Source organism: Methanosarcina horonobensis HB-1 = JCM 15518 (assembly GCF_000970285.1).
In the GTDB taxonomy this organism is placed as follows: domain Archaea; phylum Halobacteriota; class Methanosarcinia; order Methanosarcinales; family Methanosarcinaceae; genus Methanosarcina; species Methanosarcina horonobensis.
The window spans coordinates 356861-383112 of the sequence record NZ_CP009516.1; the positions used below are offsets into that span (position 1 = coordinate 356861).

17 protein-coding genes and 1 pseudogene are annotated in these 26252 nt (G+C 42.7%); 5 read left to right on the forward strand and 13 right to left on the reverse strand.

Features of this window, described 5'->3' with window-relative positions; all coding sequences use genetic code 11:
- Positions 1–172 precede the first annotated feature (172 nt).
- Positions 173–1264 (reverse strand): CobW family GTP-binding protein, encoded by a 1092-nt coding sequence (locus tag MSHOH_RS01495; RefSeq protein ID WP_048136828.1) that lies wholly within the window; start codon positions 1262–1264, stop codon positions 173–175.
- 30 nt (positions 1265–1294) lie between these two features.
- Here MSHOH_RS01495 and MSHOH_RS23315 point away from each other — a divergent pair, with 30 nt between their 5' ends.
- Positions 1295–1462: a hypothetical protein gene (locus MSHOH_RS23315; RefSeq protein WP_158024014.1), complete on the forward strand. Its 168-nt coding sequence runs from the start codon at positions 1295–1297 to the stop codon at positions 1460–1462.
- A gap of 388 nt (positions 1463–1850) precedes the next feature.
- On the opposite strand, the gene MSHOH_RS24910 is transcribed toward MSHOH_RS23315, so the two are convergent.
- From MSHOH_RS24910 to MSHOH_RS01510, 5 genes and pseudogenes are all read right to left on the reverse strand, one after another.
- Positions 1851–2528 (reverse strand): TCP-1/cpn60 chaperonin family protein, encoded by a 678-nt coding sequence (locus MSHOH_RS24910; RefSeq protein ID WP_239451144.1) that lies wholly within the window; start codon positions 2526–2528, stop codon positions 1851–1853.
- A pseudogene (locus MSHOH_RS24920) lies at positions 2512–3459 on the reverse strand (TCP-1/cpn60 chaperonin family protein). Before MSHOH_RS24920 ends, MSHOH_RS24910 begins: the two are co-directional and overlap by 17 nt.
- Complete coding sequence (locus MSHOH_RS23320) at positions 3419–3592, reverse strand: hypothetical protein (RefSeq protein WP_158024015.1); 174 nt, start codon at positions 3590–3592, stop codon at positions 3419–3421. The pseudogene MSHOH_RS24920 and the gene MSHOH_RS23320 overlap by 41 nt, the downstream one beginning before the upstream one ends.
- Positions 3593–3738: 146 nt before the next feature.
- Entirely contained in the window at positions 3739–4065 is a 327-nt protein-coding gene (locus MSHOH_RS01505) for a hypothetical protein (RefSeq protein WP_048136829.1), read from the reverse strand.
- A 306-nt stretch (positions 4066–4371) separates the two neighbouring features.
- The gene (locus MSHOH_RS01510) at positions 4372–6267 is read right to left on the reverse strand and encodes a uroporphyrinogen decarboxylase family protein (RefSeq protein ID WP_048136830.1); all 1896 of its coding nucleotides are present in this window, start codon (positions 6265–6267) and stop codon (positions 4372–4374) included.
- A 1110-nt stretch (positions 6268–7377) separates the two neighbouring features.
- On the opposite strand from MSHOH_RS01510, the gene MSHOH_RS01515 reads away from it, so the two are divergent.
- Positions 7378–8151 carry a helix-turn-helix transcriptional regulator gene (locus MSHOH_RS01515; protein ID WP_048136831.1) on the forward strand — a complete coding sequence of 258 codons (774 nt, stop codon included), beginning with the start codon at positions 7378–7380 and terminating at the stop codon, positions 8149–8151.
- Positions 8152–8311: 160 nt separating this feature from the next.
- Here the strand turns inward: MSHOH_RS01515 and MSHOH_RS01520 are convergent, their stop codons facing one another.
- The 4 genes from MSHOH_RS01520 to mtaA form a co-directional block, all read right to left on the reverse strand.
- Positions 8312–9460: a GTP-binding protein gene (locus MSHOH_RS01520; RefSeq protein ID WP_048136832.1), complete on the reverse strand. Its 1149-nt coding sequence runs from the start codon at positions 9458–9460 to the stop codon at positions 8312–8314.
- A 512-nt stretch (positions 9461–9972) separates the two neighbouring features.
- Positions 9973–11340 carry a GTP-binding protein gene (locus MSHOH_RS01525; protein ID WP_239451149.1) on the reverse strand — a complete coding sequence of 456 codons (1368 nt, stop codon included), beginning with the start codon at positions 11338–11340 and terminating at the stop codon, positions 9973–9975.
- 729 nt (positions 11341–12069) lie between these two features.
- Positions 12070–13689: a methylamine methyltransferase corrinoid protein reductive activase gene (locus MSHOH_RS01540; RefSeq protein ID WP_048136835.1), complete on the reverse strand. Its 1620-nt coding sequence runs from the start codon at positions 13687–13689 to the stop codon at positions 12070–12072.
- Between the two features lie 298 nt (positions 13690–13987).
- Positions 13988–15007 (reverse strand): methylcobamide:CoM methyltransferase MtaA, encoded by a 1020-nt coding sequence (mtaA, locus tag MSHOH_RS01545; protein WP_204245420.1) that lies wholly within the window; start codon positions 15005–15007, stop codon positions 13988–13990.
- Positions 15008–15541: 534 nt separating this feature from the next.
- Between mtaA and MSHOH_RS01550 the strand changes: the two genes are divergently transcribed.
- The 3 genes from MSHOH_RS01550 (at position 15542) to MSHOH_RS01560 (ending at position 22201) form a co-directional block, all read left to right on the forward strand.
- A complete protein-coding gene (locus MSHOH_RS01550) occupies positions 15542–18412 on the forward strand; it encodes a cation-translocating P-type ATPase (RefSeq protein WP_048136836.1) in 2871 nt (956 codons plus the stop codon).
- Between the two features lie 368 nt (positions 18413–18780).
- Positions 18781–21864, forward strand: coding sequence for a response regulator (locus MSHOH_RS01555; protein WP_048136837.1), 3084 nt, complete (start codon positions 18781–18783; stop codon positions 21862–21864).
- The gene (locus MSHOH_RS01560; protein WP_048136838.1) at positions 21836–22201 is read left to right on the forward strand and encodes a response regulator; all 366 of its coding nucleotides are present in this window, start codon (positions 21836–21838) and stop codon (positions 22199–22201) included. The genes MSHOH_RS01555 and MSHOH_RS01560 overlap by 29 nt, the downstream gene beginning before the upstream one ends.
- 226 nt (positions 22202–22427) lie before the next feature.
- Here the strand turns inward: MSHOH_RS01560 and MSHOH_RS01565 are convergent, their stop codons facing one another.
- From MSHOH_RS01565 to MSHOH_RS01575, 3 genes are all read right to left on the reverse strand, one after another.
- Complete coding sequence (locus MSHOH_RS01565; RefSeq protein WP_048136839.1) at positions 22428–23213, reverse strand: helix-turn-helix transcriptional regulator; 786 nt, start codon at positions 23211–23213, stop codon at positions 22428–22430.
- An 850-nt stretch (positions 23214–24063) separates the two neighbouring features.
- Positions 24064–24576, reverse strand: a complete 513-nt coding sequence (locus MSHOH_RS01570) for an NADH-quinone oxidoreductase subunit B family protein (RefSeq protein WP_048136840.1) — start codon at positions 24574–24576, stop codon at positions 24064–24066.
- A gap of 37 nt (positions 24577–24613) precedes the next feature.
- On the reverse strand, positions 24614–26248 hold the full coding sequence (locus MSHOH_RS01575; protein ID WP_048136841.1) for an NADH-quinone oxidoreductase subunit D-related protein: 1635 nt from the start codon (positions 26246–26248) through the stop codon (positions 24614–24616).
- Positions 26249–26252: the final 4 nt, after the last annotated feature.

Below are 26252 nucleotides of genomic sequence, written 5' to 3' on the forward strand. Positions count from 1 at the left end.
TTGTTTCCATCCCGGGTCCAGGTTACTCAGGAGGCTGAAAGAGTACTTTACCTCTCTATATGAAAGGTCTCTCTTCGGGCAAGGATCGAGGACAATTTTATCTTATATAAGGTTTTTGTATGTCAGGTCACAGCTTTCCTGAACCGGAAACATGCTTCCTTCAGAAGTTCCTCTACTTAAAGGGATTTATTGTGACCTGACCGTATCCGTGGCTGTTTTTTTCCGCTTTTTTATATGAAAGCTGCCTGTCCTCCAGCTGTCCGCTTACCGTTGTGTCCACAGCCTTAACAAGTTCTTCCCTGGGTACGGACGTTACCGCAGAGAGCACCTTTATCCTTGATCGGGAATTCCTTCCTTTTTTAAGGACTTCAATCTCATATCTTTCATACGCCGAAGTCACACTTCCTTTTACAAGATTTCCTTTGTGTGCAAAGGAGAGTTTGATATGCCCTGTAAAGTCAGGGTTCAGCCCTGTTACCCTGCTTCTTATACTATCCAGAATCTGCCCGGATACAGAGATCGCCGTTTCAAGAGGTATTTCCTTTGAGGTTATCTCGAATTCGGTTGAGTAAGTTGAAACTCCGGACATTTCAATTGAGTTTCTCGTTTCAATTGAGTTCCTTATCTTTACTGAGTTTCTCACTTCAAGAGCAATTTTACTCTGGCTATTTCCGTTGACCAGCCCGAACAGTTTGTCCAGATCCTCACCTCCTTGCCTGGCTGAAAAATGAACTATCCTCGCTTTCGAGTTCAATTTGCGCAGAAACAGGCATATCTCAAAAAGTTTTTCTGGCTCTATAAGGTCTACTTTGTTAATGCCCAGAATCTCGGCATCCTCTATCTGGTTTCTAACGAAATTCTGCAAATCTCCCGTATCCTGGCTCAGGCGGCAGGGATCCACAAGACTTACAATCGGGGCAAATGTGATCTCCGGGATATTCATGCTCTGTATATTGTTTTTAATCTGTCTTGGGAAGGCTATCCCTGTAGGCTCTATTATAATAGTATCCGGGCTGTAAGAGGACATAAGACTTCTCAGGGTATACTCCATACTGATTCTCAGGGTACAGCAAACGCACCCGCTTGTAATTTCCCTGGTTTCTATTCCGCCTGCTGAAATAGCATCCCCATCTATCCCTATTTCTCCTATCTCGTTGACAATGATTGCTGTCCTCTGTCCCTGTGTTCCAAGGTGTTCCACCAGCTTTCTTATTGTTGTTGTTTTCCCGCTTCCAAGAAATCCACCTATTATTATACACTTCATAGCTCTGTTGCCCTCCGCAAGATTTTTTTCTTGATTGAAATCCAGCCAAACCTGTCCCTCAGACTGACATTTGCAGCAGTTCTGTTCTGTCTGCTGGTTTCCTCAGGTCGGGACACTGCCCCTGTTCCTGCCCGGAAGATTTCAGCAGAACCGGAGCATTCCCTTTTTTTCGCTTCAGGTTTTACGGCTTCTCTTTAACCCTTGAAATGGCAAAAAAGAGTATGAGAAGTGTTCTTTTCACCTGAGGTTTCGTGTTCAGATACTCTTTTGAGAGGTGACTTAAGGTTTAGAGTATCTTGCAGTCTCTTTTTCCGGTTCTGGCTGACAAACTCACGGCAAATGGCAAAACCGGAGTCTGCGCTTTTCCGGAGTTTTCCTGGATGTAGATTTCCTCTCTGAAAGGCTATTAAATGGCAAATCTATGCCTTTCCGGAAAAGTGTTGCAAGTTTAACTCACTTCTGGGGAATATGACAACAATGCCCGGAGAGGGAAGGGCACTGTTATCAGCGTGACTTTCCGTCTTTTTGTGTCTTTTTCTCTCTTTTTCGGCTCCCTTTTTCCTTATTCACGATTCTATTCTTCTATTTACTTCTTTGGAACAATTTCATCTATCCTTAACACATTCCTTGCCGTCTCAGTTCCTGCGATAATTGCCAGCGTTTTTACTGTTGCCGAATCGTAAACTTTCTTTCCTTTGTCCGTTACCTTTCCTGAAAGGTCTATCCTTGCCTCTACCCCTTTTGCATATGAGTTTCTCATCTGCGCCATTGCATCAATCGAGTTCATCCCCATATTTCTTGCAAGAATAGTTGGGATTTTTTCGAGAGCCTCTGCATACGCCTGAACTGCCATCTGTCTTTTTCCTGTCTGTGTCGATGCAAAGAGCCTTACCATATGCGCAAGTTCAAACTCAATTGCCCCTCCCCCGTTTACTATTCCTCTGTTTTTCAGGAGGAAAGCCGCATTATTGAGTGCATCGTCAACAGCCTCTTCGACCTTATCAAGCCCATATTTCACAGGTTCCCAGATCAGGATAGTAGCTATTGCCTTTTCTTTCACGGTAACGAAAACAAAATTTTCTCCGTTTTTCTTTTCTACTCTTATGCTGTCTGCTTTTCCGAGATCGCAGGGGTGAATCTCATCTTTCGGGCTCATCAGTGTAGTGTCTGTTGCTTCCGCAAGCTTTTCGAGGTCTTTCGTTTTCAGCTTCTTGAAAGCCAGAATATTATTGTCCCTCAGCAGAGTTTCAATATAGGGGATCAATATCTCCCTCGGAAAAGAGCACATTTGCTCCCGAATCAATTATTTTTCTGGCAATTTTCGCACACATCTGCTTTTTCTTTTCTTCAAAAAGGAGTGCAGTCTTCACGGAGTCCATTTTGAGGTTATGCTGTGGGTTTAAGTATCCGCTTTTAATCTTGAGGTCATAGTTCGTAATCAAAACCTTTAGGGTTTTCAAATTCGGCTGGCATGTCAACCCTTGCAGGATTTTCATCCATAATCAGGCCTTCCACTGCAACGATTTCAGGTCCGCCTTTCTTTTTGAGGACTTGATGTTCCTGTTCAGGTCGAGCCTTCCGGCCTGTTTTTCGTTGAGGTGGTTGATAACTTTCAGGACAATATCAGTTACGGCTTCTGCCTGATTCCTTTCAATCCCCTTTCCTGTTGCAGAGCACATTATAGTAGTGCGTACATCCTCTTCAGATGCCTGCTTTATGCTGTACTGCAACATCTCGTAGGCTTTTTGCATGGCAAGTTCGTATCCTTCGATAACGATTGTCGGATGCACTCCTGCCCTTATCAGTTTGACAGCGTTTTTTATGAGATTGCTTGCAAAAATCACGGCAGTTTTTGTTCCATCCCCGCATGCTTTGTCCATTGATTCGGCAAGCTTTTTAAGGGAAGTCACGAGCGGGTGAAGCACATCCATTTCTTTTAAGATGACTTTGCCGTCGCTCGTAACGAAAATATCCCCCACCGGGTTTACTATTATCTTGTTCATCCCTTTCGGTCCCAGGGATGAGCCAAGCAGCTCGTCAATCTCTATGGATGCCCTTTCAAGCTGGTCGATCAGCCCTTCTTCTTTTACCGGCTCATCAATGAGAATCTTGTCTCTTATTGTCCGTGCCAGTTTTGCCATTCCGTCCTGGCTTTCAAGGTTCGTGCTGCCCGGTACTTTTAATTCGCTTGCCATGTTTTTTCCTCATTTGCTGCGGTTTTGTGATTTTCTGCTGAGGTTCCTGCTGTTTTGACCTGCCGGAAGTCTTATTTCTGGCTAACATTCTGCTTTCTCCAAAATTTCCATCCGCAGCTCTAACATCTTTCATGTTTTTTTATCCGGTTTTTTCGAAGGCTAAAATTAAGAAATTCTGGAGATTTTGCTGGTTTTTTGAGGGCCATATTGTTCTTCTGGAGGTTGCCTTTCTGGAGTTTTCTATTTTTTATTTCAACTGGAAATTTTTGAAAACTTTTGTTATCGGATTATTTTCTCAACTGAGTGCTGAATATCTGATGATTCGGAGAGCTTTCCTGTACATTCCAGGTAAATATCAGGATTTGACATTGTAAGGTCCGCTTCTGCGAGCAGATCGGAATATCTTGAATCCTTACTTGTGTCTGTATATTCTATCGATCTCTGTGTGGAGTTTGATCCGTATTTCAAAGGACCTGCTTCAATAACCGAATAACGAAATAGGAAGTTCTGAGAGGAATGGTTCAGTCCCTGTTTGTAGGCTGCAGGGTGTACAGGACTCGAATAAGACCTTCTCCCCTCAGGTTCCGGTACCTTCTGATGTCTCATCCATTTTCACCTCTTTTTCCAGAGTTTTGAGAAGGTTCCCATCTATTTTCTGCGGAAGTTGTTTGCGTTTTTCGGCCCAAATGTGTTTATATCTATTTGTATCTGCTTTTCGCTCTTGTTTTTTTGTGTTTTTTTCTTCCCAATGCCTTCTGCCGTTTTTAGTTCGCTTGCATTTAACAAGGCAAAGAATGCAGGAAATAGCGAGAACTCTCTTTTAATGATAAATTAAGAGAGGATGAGCCAGAAGCCCATCCTGTACCTGACAAGCCATTCTTGTTTTTTTCACTATGGCTTCAGCGGGTGAGTTTATCCGATAATTTTCTTGTAGATCTCGGGACCCTTTTCTGCTACTGTGTAGGTCTGGGCAGTAATCGCATCGCAGGGTGCTCCTGGCGGCACTTCACAGCCTGTTGCGATTGCATACTTGGACTGCATGCCGTTCTCCTTGAGGGTATTCAGGACACTTTCCTGCAGGGCAATGGTGTCTGCCTTCATCTTCTGAATGCCTTCAGGGCTGTTGTCAAGGAATACAACCGGGCTGACTTCACCGGCAAACATCGTCTTCTTGCCGTAAGTATTGATCAGGTACTTGTGGTCTCTGGAACCCTTGTTAACTTCATCCGGATAGAAGGTGTAGCTGTAGTACTTTGTATCCCATTTATGGATAAGGTCCCAGTGCGGGGCATCGGAGCAGTTGTGAATGACTGTCGGCTTGTTGTACTTCTTGTACAGCGGGGCGATCCTGTTCTGCATGATCTGGCCTTCGGATTTCATGTACTCGTCAGCGCTAAGGATGACGTTGTTGGTCCAGAGGGTTACCATACAGAGATTGTCAGGCTGGGCTTCTTCGAACATACCCTTCATTATTTCTTCTACATAGGTTGCGGTCTTGTCAAGAGCCTTGAGAACAACATCGGGGTTTGTCCTGAGGTCTGAGAGTACACGGGTTGCTCCCATGATCTGGGTAAGGGCAACCATTGGACCTTCTATAAGGGCGGTCATGGGTGCGCCAAGGGCATGTGCCTTTTCGGTTGCAAGCTTGTTGCCCTGGATCAGGTTATAGGCACGGGTGCCTTCCTTTATTTCTGGAACCTCAAGCTTCTCGTAGTCTTCAAGGTGGCCGGTTGCTGCAGGTGTGTCTTCTTCAGGGTACCTGACGGTTGCACCGAAGTCCGCTGCGTCAACACAAAGGTCGGTCAGGCCGACGAAGGTGTCCATATTGAAGTATTTGATACCTGCTTCGACACAGTCTGCGTACTTCTCTGCCCTGGTTGAATAGTCCTTATAGGAACAGGGGACGAACTTCCTTGATACGCCGCAGGCAAGAGTCGCAATTGGAAGCCTGTCAACCTTCTTGTCTTCAAATGATGCGGAGAACCTTTCTGCCTTGGTCATGGTTTCCTTGAATTTCGGAACTACGGAGTCAAACTCTGCCTTCACTTTCTCAGCGGTCACCAGGCCGACATCGATCTTTTCCCTGCTGCCTTTCTGTGCGAGGGATTCTTTGTACTTCATCTTGCTTGCTGCAATTGCCGAGTCGCTCCAGATATCGGCAGGAAGTTCGCTTACAAGGGAAGTAAGAGTCTCGACTGCAGTGCTTGCATCAAGGGCTGTTCCGTCTGCGCCTATGCTGTCAGCAAAGGTCTGAGAAACGGGTGCACCGCCGACCATGACAATGAGGGAGTCTCTGATTCCGTCTTCCTGGAGCTGCTCAATAACAGTTTCCATGCCGCTCATTGTTGTGGTCATAAGTGTGCTCATCGAGATTGCAGTCGCCTTCTTCTCTTTTGCAGCTTCTGCGAACTTATCAAGAGGTACATCACAGCCGAGGTCGATCATATTGAAGCCGGCAGCAGTCATCATGGTTTTGACAAGGTTTTTCCCAATGTCGTGCACGTCTCCTTCAACGGTACCGATGATAACATTCCTGGGGGCAGAGGTTTCGTCTACTTTAATGTAAGGAGTAAGGATGTCCATCCCGGCATACATCGCATCTGCTGCGAGCAGAAGGCTGGGGACGAAGGCTTCTCCTTTCTCGTACATATCACTGATAATCTTCATACCCTTTGCAAGGCCTTCAACGATTGCTTCATATGCATCGAGGCTCTCATCAAGGGCTTTCTGTGCGAATTCTTCTGCAAGTTCGTCGTCACCTTCAACGACAGCATCAGCTAAAGCGTTCAAAATATCTTCTTTTGCCATAAAAAATCTCCTTTTTTTGTTAAAGGATCCAGACAGTCAGTCTTCCGCCTGTTCTCCGGATCACTATCTACTTTTATTTAGATCTTTAACGGGTTCCACAGCCCGTCAATTCTCTAAATTCACTATTAATACTCCTGGTCCACAACATGACCATTTCTTCTGAAAAGCAGTACTCCCTCTGAAAATCAGCAGTTCTCAGCCGCGGTACAAACTGTAATTTCTCCTGAATTCAGTATGGTTATTCTTTCTTTTCAGGCCTAGATGGTCACTACTGACAGATTGATCCTATGATATATAGCTTAACCGACAATGTTTTTTGATCCAACGGCAATTTTTTTCCCCTTAGTAAAATATAGTTTTCCTCATATTTTGTATGAGTCGGATTTTTATCTGGATTCTTATTTCTGGGTACCGGGAAATTTGTTATTTCTTAACCTTTTATGCTCTTATCCATTTTTCAATCTTGAGGTTTTTACTTGTGTGAATGGAAAATCTCCTTATCTGGAAAAGCAGGGATCATTGAATATTGAAGAGGTATGTAAAAATCAGGGGTATTGAAAATTTGAGGGTAATGATCGAGAAATACAGATTTAAAAGCTCGAAGTTTCGAGCAGCCTGTTGACCCCTTTTTTGAGCCTAGGAATTTATATTCTTTGGTGTAAAAAATATTTTTATTCCTCATTAGTCTCAAAACAGTAAAATATCTCTGACATTTGTTTTATAACTTTTGATTCTTTACTTATTATGTTAATTTAAATATAATATCTGCAATTTACACTATACCTAAAAATTAATATTTAATATGACTCATGTAATATAATTTATATGATTTTTGGTCTGAATAAATTCTCCACTTTTCGATAGTCTCGTTAAAGATATATCGATCAGTGTTCTTTAATGCAGAGGTGCTGCAACAAGAGCTAAAATTTCAAAATGCTTTATTACAGGTAAATTTGATGCATCCTGGTAAAATTACTGGGTTATCCAGTATTTCTCTTTACTAAATGTGGAAGCTGTCTTTCCCGGAGGATAAGGCGGGTTTATGGGTATAACTCCGGAAAATGGTAGTCCGGCTTAACGTAATAGACGCATGGTTGGAAGCTGATAAAAATGAGTTCCCTTGTAGACTTGATTTTCTTCTCTGAAAAAAGAAAGAATCTGCTTATTCAGTTAGCTAACGGGCCGATGTATATTGATGAGATCAAGGAAACCCTTAATGTGAAGGCATGTGCGGTAATGCCGCAGATAAAAAAACTGAAAGATATGGACATCATAGTGCAGAAAGGGAATACCTATGAACTCTCGGACATCGGAGAAGTGATAGTTGAAAAAATGCTCCCCCTTACCTCTCTCCTTGATGTTTTTGACGGAAACAAGGATTACTGGTCAAAACACGACAGGTCTCCAATCCCAAGACACCTGATAAAGAAGATTGATATGCTGGGGAAATGCACTCTTGAAGAGCCTGACCTTGACCATCTCTTTGAATTTCCAAAACATTTAAGGGATAAGCTGGATAAGTCAAAAAAGGTTACATCCTTTTACTCTTATTTCTGCCCCGATTGCCCTTCAATCCAGGCAAGCTGTGCAAAGAATGGAGCTGAAGTACGTCTTATCCTTGATGAAAAAGTCTATAACAGGATGAAAAACGATTTTGAAGAGGAATATAATACCTGTGTCAAAAACAGGGTTTCTCTTTATATTTACTCCGGTAAAGTGAGGCCTTCTTCCTTCATGGTTTCGGATAATTTCATGCTGTTGAAACTTTTCGGAAAAGAGGGGGAGTTCGACCACAGAAAGATCATGAGTTTTACCCCGAGTGCTCTGGAATGGGGTAATGAGCTTGCGCAGTATTATATAGACCGCTCGGAGAAAATAAATTAAAACTTATTGCCCGCTGTAAGTCTTAAGGGCTGTTTCCCAGGAATTCTCTCTGGGAATCATTTTACGGCACCCGGTCCTAACTCCAGGGAAAAGTTTTAGAGCAGGGCGGGACGAGAAAAAACTTCAATCTTACTCTCCCTTTCCTTTACTCTTTCTATTTTTACTCTTTTCTGCCTATATTCACGATTCTCTGCACATTTCCGTGATTTTTATGTTCGTGATTATGTTCGTGATTATGTTCATGTACGGCTTTGTGCACCTTGATTCTCCTTTTTTCAAAGGTGTCCTTCACAGAGCTGTTTACAGCATCTTTCAGGGATTCTTTGTCAACATTCGAGACTGCAGAGAGAATCTTGAATGTCGGAACAGCTCCTTCTTTTGACCTGATGATATCTTCCTGAGGCTCTTCATAATAGATTGTAATACTCTGTTTTACGGTTTCAAGTCCGTTGTCAAGGAAGAGTTTTATGTGTCCTACAAACTCGGGATTTAATTTCAGAACCTTTATCTTTATTGCATTCATCAATTCGGTTGTGAGCTCTCTGGCTGCTTCCGTGCTCAGGTTTTCTCCGCCTTTAATTGCAAATTCTGCAGAGTAACTGCCAACTCCTGAGGCTTTAATGGAATCTTCAGTCTCCTGAGGCTCGGAAAGTCTGGACGCTTCTCCTGTAGCAACGGTTGCCTGGACTTTTTCCGAAACTTCTTTGATATCGGGGAGAACTTCATGCATGAAATTTTCAAATCTTTCGCCTGTATCCTTTCCTGAAAGCAAAACCACTTTTGCTTTAGGATTCAACTGCTGAACCGAAGCTTCGAGGATAGGTATTCTGATAGGTTCGATCAGATCGACCTTATTTATTCCCAGAATCTCGGCATCAATAATCTGCCTCATGGCAAATTCTTTTACCTCTTTCATCAGGTGTTTGAAACGGCTGCCGTCAATAAGGGTTACAAGGGGAGCAATTTTCACTTCTTCGCCGAGGTTCATAAGCTCTACTTCGTTTTTGATAATCTGCGGGAAAGCAATTCCTGTGGGCTCGATCATTATGATATCGGGCTTGTATTCTTTTACAAGGAGATTCATTGTTGTCCTCAGCCCTACTTTCAGGGAGCAGCAGATACATCCGCTTGTAATTTCCTTGGTATCGAACCCGAACCTTTTTATTACATCCCCGTCAATCCCTATCTCTCCGATCTCGTTTACGATAATCGCAACTTTTTTCCCTTTCTCTGCAAGGAATTTACCCATATTGATAATGGTGGTTGTCTTTCCGCTTCCCAGGAAACCTCCAACAACAATGACTTCCACTTTTTTTCCTCCGTTTTCTGCAGCTTTCTGTTTATTGTCCCTTTATTTTTTCTATTTTTCATAAAAAGTAGTAAAGTCCTGTCTTTAATACAGGGTGTATAAGTGTCAACTTTTCTATTTCAAAGTATATTTCTCTATCTCTATATCGCTCTCTATAAAAGTACTTGCAGATAAAAAAAGGTGATCTTCATGTTAAGACGGCATAGATCAAATTGAATCCTGCAAGCGATCAAAAATATTGTTAAAAAGAACCTTCAGTTGCAAGCATATAGGTGCAGGTATTCGGTGTGACTGTATTAGTGTATAAAAGCATAAAAAATACATAAAAGCACAAAACATCCAAGCATATTATAAATTCACTCATTAGTCTTAGATATATGGTGGTTCCACATCAAGGGTCTGGAGGAAGCCTGAATATGGAAACCACCTGTGTTTTTGGAAGTTAAAATATTAAAATACATCAGGTTTCACATACTTGATGAGCAAAGAAGTATCCTTCAAGCCAATCTTTTTTATTTTACTTTATGCAGCTTCTGATGCTCATATTTTTCGTGCGCATGCTGCTCACAATGGTCAAATACGTGGTAGCCATGGTCATGATCCTCATCGTGTTCATGTTCTGCATGGCTGTGTCCCTTTCTGTGGTCATGTTTATGGTGGTGATGGTCATGCTCGTGGTGGTCATCTTCATCATGATCATGATGATGACCATGCTCGTGATCATGATCATGACTGTGTTTGACCTGATGAATCTCTATTCCCATTCTTTCTAATGTTTCCTGCACTGAACTGTTAACTGCATTTTTAAGTACTTCTTTTTCAACTTTTGAAACTGCTGAAAGAACTTTAAATGTCGGGGTAGCTCCGTCGTTTGATTTGAAAATGTCTTCTTGTGGCTCTTCGTAATATATTGTAATGCTCTGTTTCACTGTTTCTGATCCGTTATCGAGGAAGAGTTTGATATGCCCTAAGAATTCTGGATTAAGTTTAAGAGCCTTTTCTTTTATCTTATTCATTATTTCAGTTGTAATGGCTCTTGCAGTTTCCTTACTTAGAGCACAGCCGTCTTTTAAGGAATATTCTACGGAATAACTGCCAACGGTATGCTTGAAAGAATCGCCATGATTATATGGGATTTCTGAGGAATTATCTTCAGAACTGTCAGTTCCAGAGGCACCGATTGAGTTTTCAAACTCCTGCCGTGCAGATTCAGGCTCTTTCTCGACCTCCTTTGTTTTCTTAGGAATGTCCTTTACTCCCGGAAGAACTAACTGCATGAAGCTTTCAAACCTTTCTCCGGTGTCTTTCCCTGAAAGTAAGACAATTTTGGCTGCTGGATTAAGTTGCTGGACCGAAACTTCAAGAATAGGGATCTGAAGTGAGTCTATAAGGTCCACCTTGTTTATTCCCAGGATCTCAGCATCTATGATCTGCCTCATGGCAAAATCTTTTACCTCTTTCATCAGGTGTTTGAAGCGGCTTCCATCTATCAGAGTTACCAGAGGGGCAACTTTAACTTCCTCCCCAAGGTTCATTAGCTTGAATTCGTTTTTAATGGAATTCGGAAACGCAATCCCTGTGGGTTCGATCATCAGGATATCAGGCTTATACTCCCTCATGAGAGTATCGACTGTTGCCCTCAACCCCATTTTCAGGGTACAGCATATGCATCCGCTTGTGATTTCTTTGGTATCGAACCCGAATTTCTTTATTATATCTCCATCAATCCCTATTTCTCCTATCTCATTAACAATGATAGCGACTTTTTTTCCTTTTTCTGCCAGGTATTTTCCCATATTGATAACTGTCGTGGTCTTCCCGCTTCCCAGGAAACCACCAATAACAATCACGTCCATTTTTTTGTCCTCGTTTTCTTCCATTTTTCTTTTTTATGTCTTTGTTCACGCAGGCCTAAATCTCCAGAGCTTTTTAGCCGGAAAATTTAAACTTTAACCTTTCTATCTTCATAGTATATTTTTGTATCTATAATTTGGTATATATAAAATATTTTTTAATGCCTTATATATCTCTTTTTTAATTTTATACTTTAATTTTTGGTATATATCTAAAATTTTGCTCGTTAATTCAGATCTTTTATATTCTTTTGCCCTTCAATCTTACTCCGCTACTCCGCTGATTAAACTCTTTTTTCCTTTATGCATATTGATTTTTGTCTTTTGTATCTTTTTTCTTTCATTTAATGATCTCAATTTCCTGTTTCTTGATTTCATTTGTTCTCCTATTTTTGGTATCAATAAAACTTTTTTTGGTATATGTCCAACTCCTGCCCGCATAGGATGCATAGTGTATGCTAAAATCAGTACCTCGAATCGAATTCTGCTAACTGCAAGAAAACTTCAGTGAAAGAAAAATCACCGTCTAAAAAATACCCATGTCTTGGCACTGTCTCTAAAAAGAAAGCAAAAGAAGCAAAATAAAAAAATAATCACAGTGTAGATATGAATTATGCAATTTCCTCATGAAGGCAGGGGTATTTTCCACAGGCTTCTGAGTTATATCTGGAGTGTGGTATAAAAGCAGAGAGTCCGCAAACTTCAGTCTACGGGCTGTCTGCCTCCTAAAATATAAAAATTTCTCTACTTCTTCAGTCAGACTCCTGCAACGGTCAGGTTTTCCCATTTAAACCTGTCATCAGGGCAGGCATGCAGACAGCGCTGGCAATTTGCTCCGTCACAGAGGTCGGTCCTTATTTTTACAAGCCCTTTGTCATCCATCCTGAGAGCTCCGGTAGGACATACTTTTACACACTTCTTGCAACCCTGGCAGTTCTCGATAATCATGGTAAGGTAGGTCCCGACTTTTTCAAGTACTTCAAGCCCTTCTTCTCCCAGTACCGGAATGTCCCTTTCGACCTGGCGGTCTATTTTCAGGATAGTTGAAGGCTCGCTTATCATGGGCAGTTTTTTCTTTTTCAGGAACTTCTGGAGCATCTTGAATGCCATGCCCTCGTTCCAGTAGGCAAGTTCAAGCAGATATGCTTCCTTAAAGGCTTCCGAGGTTGCAAACATCACATGCGTACCCACAATCTCTTTTGCAATTGCCTGCAGTTCCCAGAGCCTGTCTTCGGAAAGCAGGATTTCCCGGGCAACTGTAAGGGAAGTGTTCCCTATCTGTGAGACATAACTTGCATTGTAAGGGATCATTCCTACCTGATGGGCTTTTGCGGCGTCCATGTAGGTGCCGGCAGCTCCTGACATGTGGGCTATTTTGAGGTCTTCCATCTCGATGCCTGCAGCTGCACAGAGGGTAATGTGGCCTGCTCGGAGTGCGCCTATTGCTCTTCCGGCTGCGATAAGGTCTTTCTCCGTGAACTTGATGCCGTCCTGCAGGTAGATGATGCCTTCAGGAGTATGAATCTTTGGCAGGACTATCAGTTTGTTCCTCATTCCGGCTTCGATAAGGGCAATAACCCCTGTACCCGTAATGCCCTTTGCAGTGACCTCTCCTTTTTCCACGACCTCTCCTGTTTTCGGGTTTACAAGGTCTCCGATGGCTGTTTTCATGTCTTTATCAAGAACATAACAGCGGAGGTTATTCCCTTCAAACTCGACATCACAGATAGTATGAGGGGAAGCAATGGATCCGTACTCGATCTCCTGACCTTCGAGAGCAGGCCCGGCAGCAGCCGACCCTGTGTAAATAACGCCATTTGATTTAAGGGCCATTTCGGCGTTTGTCCCATAGTCAGTGGCAATTGCAACTTCGTCGCTCTCGATCATGCCTGCTTTTACAATAAGGGCAAGTGCATCGGCTCCTACCTCATGTTTTATCGCCGGCGGTACATATAGTTTACAGTTTTTAAACTCTTCAAACCCCGTGATTTCGGACAGAGGTACAATCCGAGCATCTCTATTCTGCTCTTCAATATGATACTTCTGTTTCTTACGCTCGCCCGCGTATGCCAGGTCTTCAATTGGAATTCCCTGAAAGATAGAAAGCTGGATAGGGTTTCCACAGATTGAGAACTTTTCCATTTCTTCGGGTTTTACTCCGAGCTCATTAAGGATATTTTTTACCGCTGTTGCCGAGAGCCCATGAGCTTTATCAAGCCCGTAATGGATTGCAAAGTCAAGGTGGTCCATTACGTTTGCTCCTGGCAGAGGGTTCCGGAGAGTTATCACGGTTTTCTTAATCTCGCCGCTCTCAAGGTCAATTTTCTGGGCCCTGAATCCACTGGTTCCCAGGTCAATTGCAACTCCTGTTCTCATATCTTAACCTCCTCCAAAAAAGTTTAAGACTTTCTCAGCTAATCCTTTCAACAGTTATTATTTTTAATAAATTTAAATAAGTTTTATGATGAATAAGCCATCCCTGTGAGTTTTACCGGATTATCTGCCCGGATCGAGTCTACTGAACTGGCAGCCTGTAAGGGGCCTGGTTCTGGATATCCTCATCCCTGAAGTCCCATCCCGGCAAAGTAAAAAAAATTAATCGGGAATTATATCCAGAGCTGAAATTTCTTGCTCAGGATTTGCCCGCAAAAAAATAAAGAAATTTTGTGCCTTCTCAGGCGTAGTACTCGTCTCTTGCTGCGACCATGGCTTTAATGTTCTCGAGAGGGGTCATGGGTGCAATTCCACAGCCTGGCGCGAGTACATCAACGCCGTCTGCAATAGCCTGCTTTGCTTCGGCTTTGATCTTGTCAATAGGTCCTGGGAGCAGGGTGAAGGGGCTGGAAACGTTTCCTACTAATCTTGCTCTGGTTCCGATGACTTCCTTTGCCTTCTTTGCGCTGCCGATCTTTTCTTCAACACTGAGACCTTCGAAACCGCAGTCTGCCATGTAGTTGAGGATCGGGTTCACGTTTCCGCAGACGTGGAGGATGGTTACGGAGTTCACGCTGGAGGAGAACTTCTGGAGCCTGGACTGGAGATACTGCTTGAAGGAGTCAGGGCTCATGAGGTCAGGGGATGCTACAGGGTCTGCAATAGCGATAATGTCTGCACCGGCTTCTACCATTGCATTTGCATACATAATTGCAGCTTCGGTTGCAAGGTCCAGAGTCTGTTCGAAGAGGTCAATTTTTTTGATGGACCATTTCATGAAGGATTTAACACTTACAAGGTCGGATGCGACTGTGATAGGGCCTTCCATGCCGCCAACGATTGGCACGTCAGGACCTACTTTTTCCCTGATGATCTTGATTGCTTCAAGTACTGCCGGAATTCTGCCTTTCTGCAGGAGGTCTGCAGGGATTGCTGCGCCTTCGAGGTCCTTGGGGTAGGGGTGACCGGTAACAGAGGGCTGCCTGTTCTTGGTACCCATGTTGATCTCACAGCCCATAGCTTCGACCAGAACGGTAAGGCAGTAGGGGACTCTTACAGCTTCAAGTCCGCTGAGCTCGTAGTTGGCAATTGCCAGCTTTGCCATAAGTTCAGGGTTGGAGTGGGATTCCGGCCAGGGGGCTCCTACTTCGTCCATGAGTTCCACAATTCCGGTCTGGGTCACGGAACAAACAGGTACTTTGTCAACGGGCTTGCCTTCAAGGGCGGCTAAAAGTCTTGTTTTAAGTGTGAATTCGCTCATATCGGTCATACCTTTTTTACTTTTATCCTTGTACATTTATTTTTATTACAATTTTATTGTCTACTTGACAATATTATATAGACCTTTTCAATCCAAAATGTTTCACACTCCAGACTAGAGTATCCAGAGTTCAAAACATGTCAAAAAATTGTGGTTTCTTTTGATAAATGGGAACGGATAGTTCTTTATCATTGTTTTTTTTCTCGCCTGAGCAGGAACGAGAACGATCAAAGTAAAAACAGTTCTCGAACCCTTCAATTGAGTCAGAATGCGGACATTTTTTTAGTTAGCAAATTATAAAAGCTAATTGCCGGGAATTTTTTTCTCTCTTTTCTTTGATCAATAATGCAATAATTTTTAATCTCATTATTTAATTTTTTTTCTTCATGAATAGTTTCAGCCGCATGTTTTTACCCTTCAACGAATTGTAACGTGATATTTGACTTTATCTCTTATGATCGTTTTTCGGGAGTTCGGGAGACTCGTAATGTTAAGTTTCTTATTCTTGTGCCACATTAAACTATAGGGGGTTTGATGGAAAAAGAATCGGCTGGAAACAAAAATAGGGCATGCTCTCCGCGGGGTGATGAGCATCTTATTTCTCTCTCAGAATTCCTGCAGAGATTAGACGTAAGCGAAAACGGGCTCAGTGAACAGGAAGCTGCCCGCAGACTTAAGGAGTGCGGCCCAAATGTCCTCGAAGAAGCCGGAAAGGAAAACATATTTAAGAGATATGTCCGGCAGTTCCGCAACTTTTTCTCCATCCTTCTAACTGTAGGAGCCATTCTATCTTTCCTTGGTGAATACCTTGATCCCGGGCAGGGGAATATTTATATCGGAATTGCCCTCGTCGGGGTCGTCATCCTTAACGGAACTTTCACGTTTGTGCAGGAATACCAGGCTGCGAAGACAATGGAAAGCTTTCGGCAGCTTCTTCCGCCCCATGCCAGGGTTCTGAGGGAAGGAAAGGAAAGGGATATTCTGGCGTCGGAGCTTGTTGCAGGAGATATTATTCTTCTTGAGGAAGGAGATAAAGTTCCTGCCGACGGGCGTTTAATTGAAACCAACGTTCTGAAAGTGGATAACTCGGCTATTACAGGTGAATCCGAACCTCAGCTCAGGTCTCTTGAGTGCACTCATCCAAATATGCTCGAGTGCAGGAACATGGTTTTTTCAGGGACTCTTGTACAGAGCGGAAACGGAAATGCAGTTATTTTTGCAACAGGACAGAACACCCAGATCGGAAGCCTCGCAACGCTTACAGAGCAGACATCCGAAGTGGACACACCTATCCGAAGAGAACTAAATCATTTCATAAAAATCATATCCTCAATTGCGATTACCCTGGGAGTAATCTTCTTTATACTGGCGTTTATTCTTCAGGATGTCTTTCTTGCAAGCCTTATCTTTGCAATTGGAATTATCGTTGCCAATGTGCCTGAAGGGCTTTTACCTACAGTTACCCTTGCCCTGAGTCTTGCCTCAAGAAGAATGGCTTCGCGGAATGCCCTTATTAAACAGCTTGAGTCGGTAGAAACCCTGGGCTCTACGACGGTTATCTGTACGGACAAGACCGGTACCCTGACCCAGAACAAAATGGCAGTGAATTCCATCATGTTAGGTTTTGAATGCCTCCTTCTCGAGAACCCTCTGAGTACTAAAAAAAGGACTGAAGGGCAGGAAGCAGAGGAAAGCATAAGCAAAACTGCTGTGGGTACAAATAGTGATGTTGCGGAAGGAATTACAGATCCCGGAACAGAAGGATTTTGTGTTCTAGAAAAGCCTGTATGGGAACCTCAAAGATTACCATCTGTTTTCATAAGAGCCGCAGGGCTCTGCAATAATGCAAAACTTTATGAGTCTCCTCCAGGGTATACCGGTGATCCGACCGAAGGAGCTCTTCTTGTTTTTGCAAATAGTTTTGAAGATGTAAAAAAGCTTCAGAACGATTATCCAAGGTTGGAAGAGTTTCCTTTTGATTCGCTTACCAAAAGGATGGAAGTTATCTGCCGCACTCCTGAAGGAAAACTTGAAGTTTATCTCAAGGGTGCCCCGGAAGTAGTTGTGAAGATGTGTAGTTTTGCCATAGATTCAGGAGGAATAACTGAACTGGATGAAACTAAACAGCAACAACTTCTTGACCGTCACCTGAGACTTGCAAAAAAAGGAGAACGGATTATCGCCCTTGCGTACAGGCAGGGAGATGACCTGAGGGAATACACCGGAGGCTTTGTTTTCCTGGGATTTATAGGAATTCTTGATCCTCTGCGCCCTGAAGCCAGAGATGCTATTGCAAGATGCTACGCCGCCGGGATCAAAGTTGTTATGATTACCGGAGATCATCCTGTCACTGCAGAATCAATTGCAAAGGATGTAGGGCTTGCAGACACAGGAAAGCTTGAAATCATCACTGGAGAGGAGCTGAACTTACTCTCGCGTACAGAGCTTGCCTCAAGACTGAAAAACCCAAGCATCGTCTTTGCCCGTACTTCTCCTGTACAGAAGCTGAAAATTGTACAGCTTTTCCAGTCAGAAGGGGAGATCGTGACCATGACAGGAGACGGGGTCAATGACGCCCCTGCAATTAAGAATGCGGATATGGGAGTCGCTATGGGCAGCGGCACGGATGTAGCTCGTGAAGCTGCGGATATGGTACTCCTTGATGACAACTTTGCTACGATTGTGAATGCTGTAGAAGAGGGCAGGACCGTTTTTGATAACATTAAGAAATTCATTGTGTATATTCTTGCAAGCAATATTCCCGAGATTCTGCCTTTCATAGCTTTTGTACTTCTTTCCATTCCCCTTCCCATGCCTGTCCAGTTAATCCTTGCAATCGATCTGGGTACGGATATGCTGCCTGCCATTGCTCTGGGAATGGAAAAAGGAGAGGGTGATATCATGAAGAGACCTCCCAGATCAAGGAGTGAAAAATTATTGACTCCTCAGTTACTCCTGACAGCCTACGGAGTAAAAGGACCTATAGAGGCTGCTGCAGGATTCTTTTGTTATTTCGCCGTACTTTTTGAAGGGGGCTGGACTTTCGGAGAACAGCTTGCAAATACTAACCCTCTTTATAGGCAGGCAATAACAGCTTTCTTTTCAGCTGTCATCATCTGTCAGATTGCCAATGTGTTTGCTTCAAGAACCCGGTTTCAGTCAGTCTTCTCTATGGGATTGTTCAGCAACCGACAGGTTCTCCTGGGAATTGCAAGCGAGCTCCTGATTCTTGCCCTTATTATCTGGAATCCGTTTGCTAACCTGATTTTTAACACTACTCCCATTAACCTCATGTACATACTGCTTGCCGTTCCTTTTGCAGTTCTCCTTCTTGGAGTCGACGAACTGAGAAAATATCTCCTGAGAAAAAACGTGAGCTGGGCAGTTAGATTCTTTAAATGGTAATCCGGCCACTGGCAATAAACTAACTTGGTACAGAAACAGCTGGAGGTACAGCTTGACGGAGGTACGGCTTGAAAATCCGGCTGGAGAGAAATTGATGCGCATAGTCCATGGGTACTTTGAAGGCAGGTAATATAGTAGTAAAATTTTTTGCAGGATTTTTTTTGACTCTTGTTTAAGATATTTTTTTCGTAATTTTCCCTTTGAATGTCTTTTTCGATCAATAGGGTCTGGTTACCTTTATTCACAGCTAATTCAGGATAAATTTTTATACTATGTATGTAGAAATTGTTTATATAAGTCGCTTAAATCTGTCTATTATAATTAATATATAGCTTCCTATTCAGTTTCAACCCCGTCGAGTCCAGAATATGAATGTTAATCGAAAAATTTTTGTTATTATTTACATAATTTTTGCCCTTCTTACCTCAACTGTCATTTTTGTATCACAGAGTATCCTAGACTCAAGTTTTTCCGACCTGGAAGAAAAAGAGGCAATCAGTAATGTGGAAAATGTACATAACATGATTGATTTCCAGACCATTGAACTGGATGAGATAAACTCTGCCCTTTCTTTAAGGGAAGATGTCAGGGTTTTTATGCGAACTGAAAATCCAGAAGATCTTGGCGGGACTTTACTTACTGATTTTTTTACTCTAAGTGGATGTGACTTTATTTTTTTTGTCAATAGTTCCGGAGAGATAATACATTCTCAGGTTTCGGATTCAGAAAATGAGGGTAACACTTCCAACGACTTAATAATTTCCGAAATCGGTCAGAAAGTAAATGATGGAAGCTTTCTCTGCAGAGATAAAACGAATTCTCTAAATGGAATGCTCATGCTGAAAACCGGACCTGTAATTTTTTCCTGCCGCTGTGTATCTGCAACATCGGATAACAATGAAACAATCGGAACAATAATCCTTGGGAGAAGATTGGATTCTGGTTTTGTCGAATCTCTCCAGAAGATTACAGGAAATCCGGTTTTACTTTCCGGTCCTGACAGTATACCTCCTGATTTCCAGCAGGCATTTTCAGAAGAAGGAAACAGGAGTTACATGCACAATATAGAGGGAGGCCGGTTAGCAGGTTATTTTGTGCACGAGGACATTAACGGAAACCCGGCAGTTATGATTCGGACGGATGCTGACAGGAACATCTATGAAATAGGCAGAAAAACCCTCAGGTATATCGTAATTCTCCTCCTGTTTTCAGGTCTCATGGTCGGAGCAGGCTGCAAGTTCCTTCTTGACAGAGAAGTTGTATCCCGAATCGTTGTCATTGATAATTTTGTAAAAAAAGTGGGAAAGGATGAGGACTTCTCAGCACACTGCATTATGGATGGAGACGATGAACTTTCAAGGTTGACTACAGGAATAAACGGAATGATTGACCGTTTGAAACAAAATTCCAATAAATTTAAAGCACAGGAACACGAGAAGAAGGTAATTCTAAACTCACTCAGCGAGCTTGTAATCTTTATGGATCTTGAGCTTAGAATCGTCTGGGCAAACAGGGCTGCTCTGGACCATGCGGGTCTTAAGCTTGAAAACATTACCGGACACAGATATGAAGAATTCTCCCTTATGTCCGACGTTATTTCTGGGAAGTTTCTCGCACAAAAGGCACTTAAGTCCGGAAATGAGGAATCGGGAGAGATAGTTACTCCCGATGGAAAAGTCTGGATGATCTGTGCAAATCTGATAAAGGATGAAAATGGAAAAGCAACCGGAATCCTGCAAACAGGGCTTGACATTACCGCACATAAACGCTCTGAAGAGAAACTCCTTCAGGCAAAACTGGAAGCTGAAGCTGCCAGCTGTACTAAAAGCGAGTTCCTTGCCAATATGAGCCACGAACTGCGGACGCCTCTTAACTCCATTATCGGTTTTTCGGATATCTTGCTCGAAAAAGTTTTTGGGGAACTCAACGAAAAACAGTTGAAGTATATTAACAATATCTCTGTCAGCGGAAAACATCTCCTCGGACTTATAAACGACATTCTTGACCTCTCAAAAGTGGAGGCCGGAAAAATGGAGCTTCACTACAGTGAGTTTTCTGTTGGCTCGGTTTTCGATGAGGTGAAGTCCACGTTTTTCCTTCTTGCCCAGGCAAAATCTCTTGAAATGGACTTTAAGTTAGAGTCGGATTTTGGAGATATTCAGGCTGACAGAAGTCGTCTTATTCAGATCCTTTATAATCTTGTAAGTAACGCGGTTAAGTTTACTCCGGAAAAGGGGAGAATTTTCGTCCACTGTAAAAAAAGCGGAAACAGAGCTATTTTTTCAGTTGCTGATTCGGGAATAGGTATTTCCCCTGAAGACCAGAAAAAACTTTTCCAGCCCTTTACCCAGATTGATTCGTCATCCTCCAGGCAATACTGCGGGACAGGGCTTGGGCTTGCTCTCGTGAAGAAGCTCGTAAATTTACATCAGGGAGATATCTGGGTTGAGAGTGAACCTGAAAAGGGAAGTACTTTTATATTTACGATTCCTCTCACCAGACCTTCTGAAACTCGAAAAGTCGATACAAAAGACCTTAAAGAAGTGCTGATGGAGTTTGAAATGAGTAAAACGGCTGCTTTTTCCGCAAAAGAGTGTGAAAAAGGTCTGCAGGACGGGTCCGGGCTTCCCGAAATCCGTCTTCCTGAGACAGCTCATGAAACCCGGAATCTTGTGCTTGTAGTTGATGACGACAGGAACTCCAATGAATTGATTTCGGTTGTTCTCAGGGAAGACGGATACAGTACAGCCTCTTTATATACTGGAAAAGATGTTCTGAATGTTGCAAAGAAACTGAAGCCTGATGTTATTACGCTTGATGTTTTCCTTCCTGATACTAATGGCTGGCATGTCCTGAGCCAGTTGAAGGGCGACCCTGATACAGCTCGCATCCCTGTACTTATTATTTCAGTAACAGACAATAACGAACTGGGAGTCGCCCTTGGGGCAACTTATTCCTTTACAAAACCCGTAAAAAGAGTCGAACTTCTGGATTCTCTGAGAGAGATCACAGGTAAATTCAGGTTTGAAGAGCCAAGAATTCTTATTATTGATGACGATGAGAACGCAGTGGAGCTACTGAGTTCAATGATTGAGCCCGAAGGCTTTGAGGTGGCAAAGGCTTATAGCGGACAGGAAGGTCTGGACAAACTCTTTTCCGGGCAACAGCCGGACATTCTCATTCTCGATTTGCTGATGCCGGAAATCAGTGGATTCGAGATTATTTCCCGCATGAGAGCAGGTGAAAAGACAAAAGATATTCCTTTAATTGTATGTACCGCAGCAGAGTTTACTGAGAAAAATCTCGAAGAACTAAATGGTGAGCTTAAAGGAAGCCTTATCTCTATCATGAAGAAGGGCACTTTCGGAAGAAAAGAATTAATTAATAGGATAAAACAATTAGCTATGCTGAAGAGGCGTGATGATGAAAGAAATTCTTATTGTCGAAGATAACCCCATGAACATGGAATTGATCCTGGACCTCCTCGAGTTTTACGGGCACCGTGTAACCGAAGCAGAGGATGGGATAAAGGCTCTTGAACGCCTTGCTGAGAAAAAGTTCGATATTATCCTTCTCGATATGCAGCTTCCTAAAATGGACGGGCTTGAGGTTCTTGACAGGATAAAGAAGAATCCTGCTACTGCAGAGATTCCAGTAATAGCTGTCACAGCCCATGCTATGAAGGGAAGCGAAGAACACTTTATTGAAATGGGATGTGTGGACTATATCTCAAAACCCATAGATATTCACAGGTTCAGGTCCCTTATTGATAAGTATCTTGGAGAGTAAAAGATAAAAGACAGATTTCAACTTAATAACCTGGGACTATGAATCTATAACTTATCAAAAAACTTTAAGACTTCCCAAAAGTTTCATAAACTGTACTTGATTGGAAGTTACAGCTGAATCCAATCCAGTTTTCAGTCCCAGCTCGATTTTCATCTAGCTCTGGCTTCAGTTTTGGTTATAAAGGACTGCTTTTGTTTCAGGCAGTCCATATCTCAGCGGACAATAATTATACTTTTTCCAGCCGTCTTGACATATCTTTATAATATAAAAAGAGCTCTTCACACCATTTAAGTGCACTTTCATCGAAGCTCATTAATCGCTGATGGTCAAACTTTCCTTTTTTATCAAAGAGCACAAGTGAGCAGAAACGTTCTGTTACAACGTCTTTAAGGGTTACGTTTTTGTCACAGACATAGATTTCTGTATTCTTTGATTCTACGAGCATCTTCAGGTCTTCCAGATAGTCTTTTTTCAACCTGTCAAAGACAGGCTCTGTAAGGATAAGACACATCTCTGCTTCTTTTCGTATAAGTTCGGAATATATCTCAATATAGAGGGGGTTAAAGTACGAAAGAAATATTTTTATATTTTTTGACTCAAGAAGGTTATTCTTAAAATCTTCGGGAACTTCAAAAAGCCGATTAAGGTCGGCTTCAAGCAGAAAGTAATTTCCGAGTTCGTCTATCCTGTTAAGGAGGTGCTCGGGAATTGCGGTAAAATCATGGTTGGTCCAGTAGTCATAGTTTTCCTCGAAAACTCTAACCGTGTCCAGCAGAGGTTCCATCTTCTCGACAACTATTTCTCCCATGTCCGAGAGCCTGTAGGTATTTCTTTCGTCCTGCACTATCAGGCGCCCTTCTTTTAATTTTTTGATCTGGGGCATAATTGAAGTCGAGTTCACGTTAAGGGCTGTTTTTATTTCGTCGCCTGTTTTGGGTCCTTCTTCCAGCAGGAGCAATACATCTTTTCTTTTTTCGGATAAGAACGCCAGGTCAATCAGTGATATCTTCATTTTATTCCATCTCCCCTAGAAGCTTCTTAAATATACCGGAGCATTTCTCCTTTGTTTTTTTTAGGAAACAACTTTTATTGGCAAAAGTCCTTTCTTTCTCCCAGGTGAAAACCGTTAAGGGGACTTAGTGCAACACTCATGCGCTACTTTTTAGTTGATTACTTATATTTTTTTCCAAAAAACACTTACTTTCTTAAAGTTAGGCTCCTTTCCCTGCCTTTTTCTTTATTTTTTTTCTTCCATTTTTAAAGGATATTTTTACTTACTTTACTTCCTTTTTTGTCGGGATTTAATCATTATGTTTCTCCCAAGCCTCTTTTCTCTCTCTAAGTCAATTATTTACTTTTTTGCTCGTTTAAGCCCTTTCTTCCTGTAACCAGTACATTATTCATAACTTTTAATACCATTTTCCTCCACAACAGAACTCTTTGCCCTCATTAAGTCATCTAAATCTCTACTGTACCTTGTACTTTACAAAGAAGCGCTTTCACATCTCTAAAAGCAGTCCAGCAAGAGATCTCAAAATATTCCAGAGATATTATAATGCCATACTGGGACCTGTGTTGAGGTCTCAGACTCTATAAATCCTCCTGTCCCGCCTCAAATCGCCCCAACAAAGATCTATTCTCCAGGGGGTTCTGTGGACAGTTGATTCCCAAAAATCAACTCTTCTGGGCATCTTCAGGGACTTTAATGTCAGTGAAGACACAGGAAACAGTTTGAAATAAAAATCTCTTCCGACAGACAAAGCTGGCAGACAAAACTTTTTTGGGAAACAAAGTTCGACTAAAAAGAAAGTGATCTGTATAAAAAGAAGATGCTTCTGCCTCAGGCAGAAGAAACCCGATAATTATTCTCGGGCTTTTTTAACAAGGGCAAAAATTCCCTGCATGATTTCTTTCGGAGAGGGCGGGTTCCCGGGAATTTTCACATCCACGGGCAGGATTTTGTCAACTCCTCCGAGCACGGCATAAGAACCCTTATAGATCCCACCGTCACAGGCATCGTCCCCAACTGCTATTACATACTTTGGGTAAGGCATGGCTTCATAGGTTTTTTTTGCGGCTTCGGCCATGTTAAGGGTTACTGCTCCTGTAACCAGCAGGACGTCAGCATGCCTCGGAGATGCTACAAAAGAGATCCCGAACCTCTCAACATCATAATGGGGGTTTCCGAGGTTTGAGATTTCAATCTCCGTAGAGTTGTCACTGCCTGAATCCAGTTCACGAATGGCAAGGCTGTGTCCAAATACTTTCGGGATTTCTTTTTTAATTTTTGCCCCGATAGCTTCCAGTTCTTCGTTACGGAATTCAAATGTCTCGGTAACTTTCGGGTGGAAGAAGAGAGATAGTGGATTTACCATAATCAGACCTCAATGTGTTTCTTTAGTTTTCCTGAGTTCAAAGGTCGGTCCCTGCATACGAAAGGTTAAGGCTTTTATTTATCAGGGGAAAATCGGGAACGATATTCCCTATAACTGCATGTTCTATTGCCTGCCAGTTGCAGAAAGATGCCGTTCTTATCTTATAGCGGTCTACGATTCCATTTTTCAGGTAGACCCAGTGAAGGTTTTGTCCTCTTGGTGCTTCTATGAGGGCAAGAGAATACCCTGTGGCTCCAGAGTTGTTTGTTACTTCTGAACTGCCCCCATTTCCGGCATATCCGGTACTTTCAGCAAATACAGGACCTTTCGGAAGATTTTCTATGAGACTGAGGATCAGGGCTACAGATGCACGGATTTCATCGGCTTTTACCTCAAATCGGGAAAGAACATCCCCTTTTTTCCTCATCGAAGGCTCCGGAGCAAAATTCCTGTAAGCTCCGTAAGGTCTGTCAAGCCTGGTATCTGCAGGACAGCCTGATGCTCTGGCAAGAGGACCTGTAAGGTTAAGCGGGGATACAAGTTCTTTTTTTATCACTCCTGTAGTTGCAAACCTGTCGATAAGGGAAGACGAAGACATTGCCCTGTCATAAGCAGATTCGAAAGTCCTGGAAAACCTCCCAAGGAAGACAGGCAGTTCTTTTAGGGACGAGTCTGGAATGTCTTTTTTCAGCCCTCCCGGAACGGTAATTCCACGCAAGAACCTTGAGCCTGTCAGTTTCTCGTTCTGCCTGAATATCTCTTCTCTGAGTACGAAGAAAGGACTTGCTACAAGAGCAAAACCCACATCTACAGCCATGCCTGCAAGATCTCCGAGCAGGGAGTAAATACGTTCGAGTTCAAGCATGACTGCTCGGAGGCGTTCTGCCCTTTCAGACACATTTATTCCGCAGACCTGTTCTACTGCCATACAGAATCCAGCTGCGTTTGCCATGCTTTCGTCCCCGCTTACAGCTTCGGCAAGAGGGACGCATTCCGAAGGGGTTTTTCCTTCAGCCAGTTTTTCTATTCCTCTGTGTTTGTAAAAGAGCCGGATTTCCAGGCTGAATATAGGTTCCCCTATCACACTGAACCTGAAATGTCCTGGTTCGATTATCCCTGCGTGCACAGGTCCTACAGGAATCTGGTACACACCTTCACCTTTGACCTGCCTGAACCTGTACTCAGTACATGGGGCTTCAGCCGTCGAGATTGGCCCGTTTTTGAAAGCTTTTTGCAGAGGATGGAAACCTTCAGGGTAACACTCATGCAGGAAAAGTCTTCGTGTATCAAACGCCCCTGTAAATTCAAGCCCGAAACCATCTCTTACCTCCCTCTCGAACCATGAAGCTGAAGGAAAAGTCTCCGCAATTGAAACGGCCTTTTCTTCCCTCTCCAATTCCCTGACAAGTATAAGGACAGGCGGCTTGCTTTCCTGTTTAAATATATAGAAAAGTGTAAGACCATCCTTTTTTTCAAAGGCTTCCGCACAGAAGAGTCCTGTAAGGCTAAACTTTCTCTCCGCAAGAGAAGGATAGATATCCTTAAACCTGCTTTCCGAAATCTTCAGATATACCTCATTTTCACGGGTACTGAGTAGTTCGGGCTCTTCTTCTTTTATACTCGAAACAATTGAAAGTAACTCCATTTTATCTTTACTCATTTTGATACTCATCTCG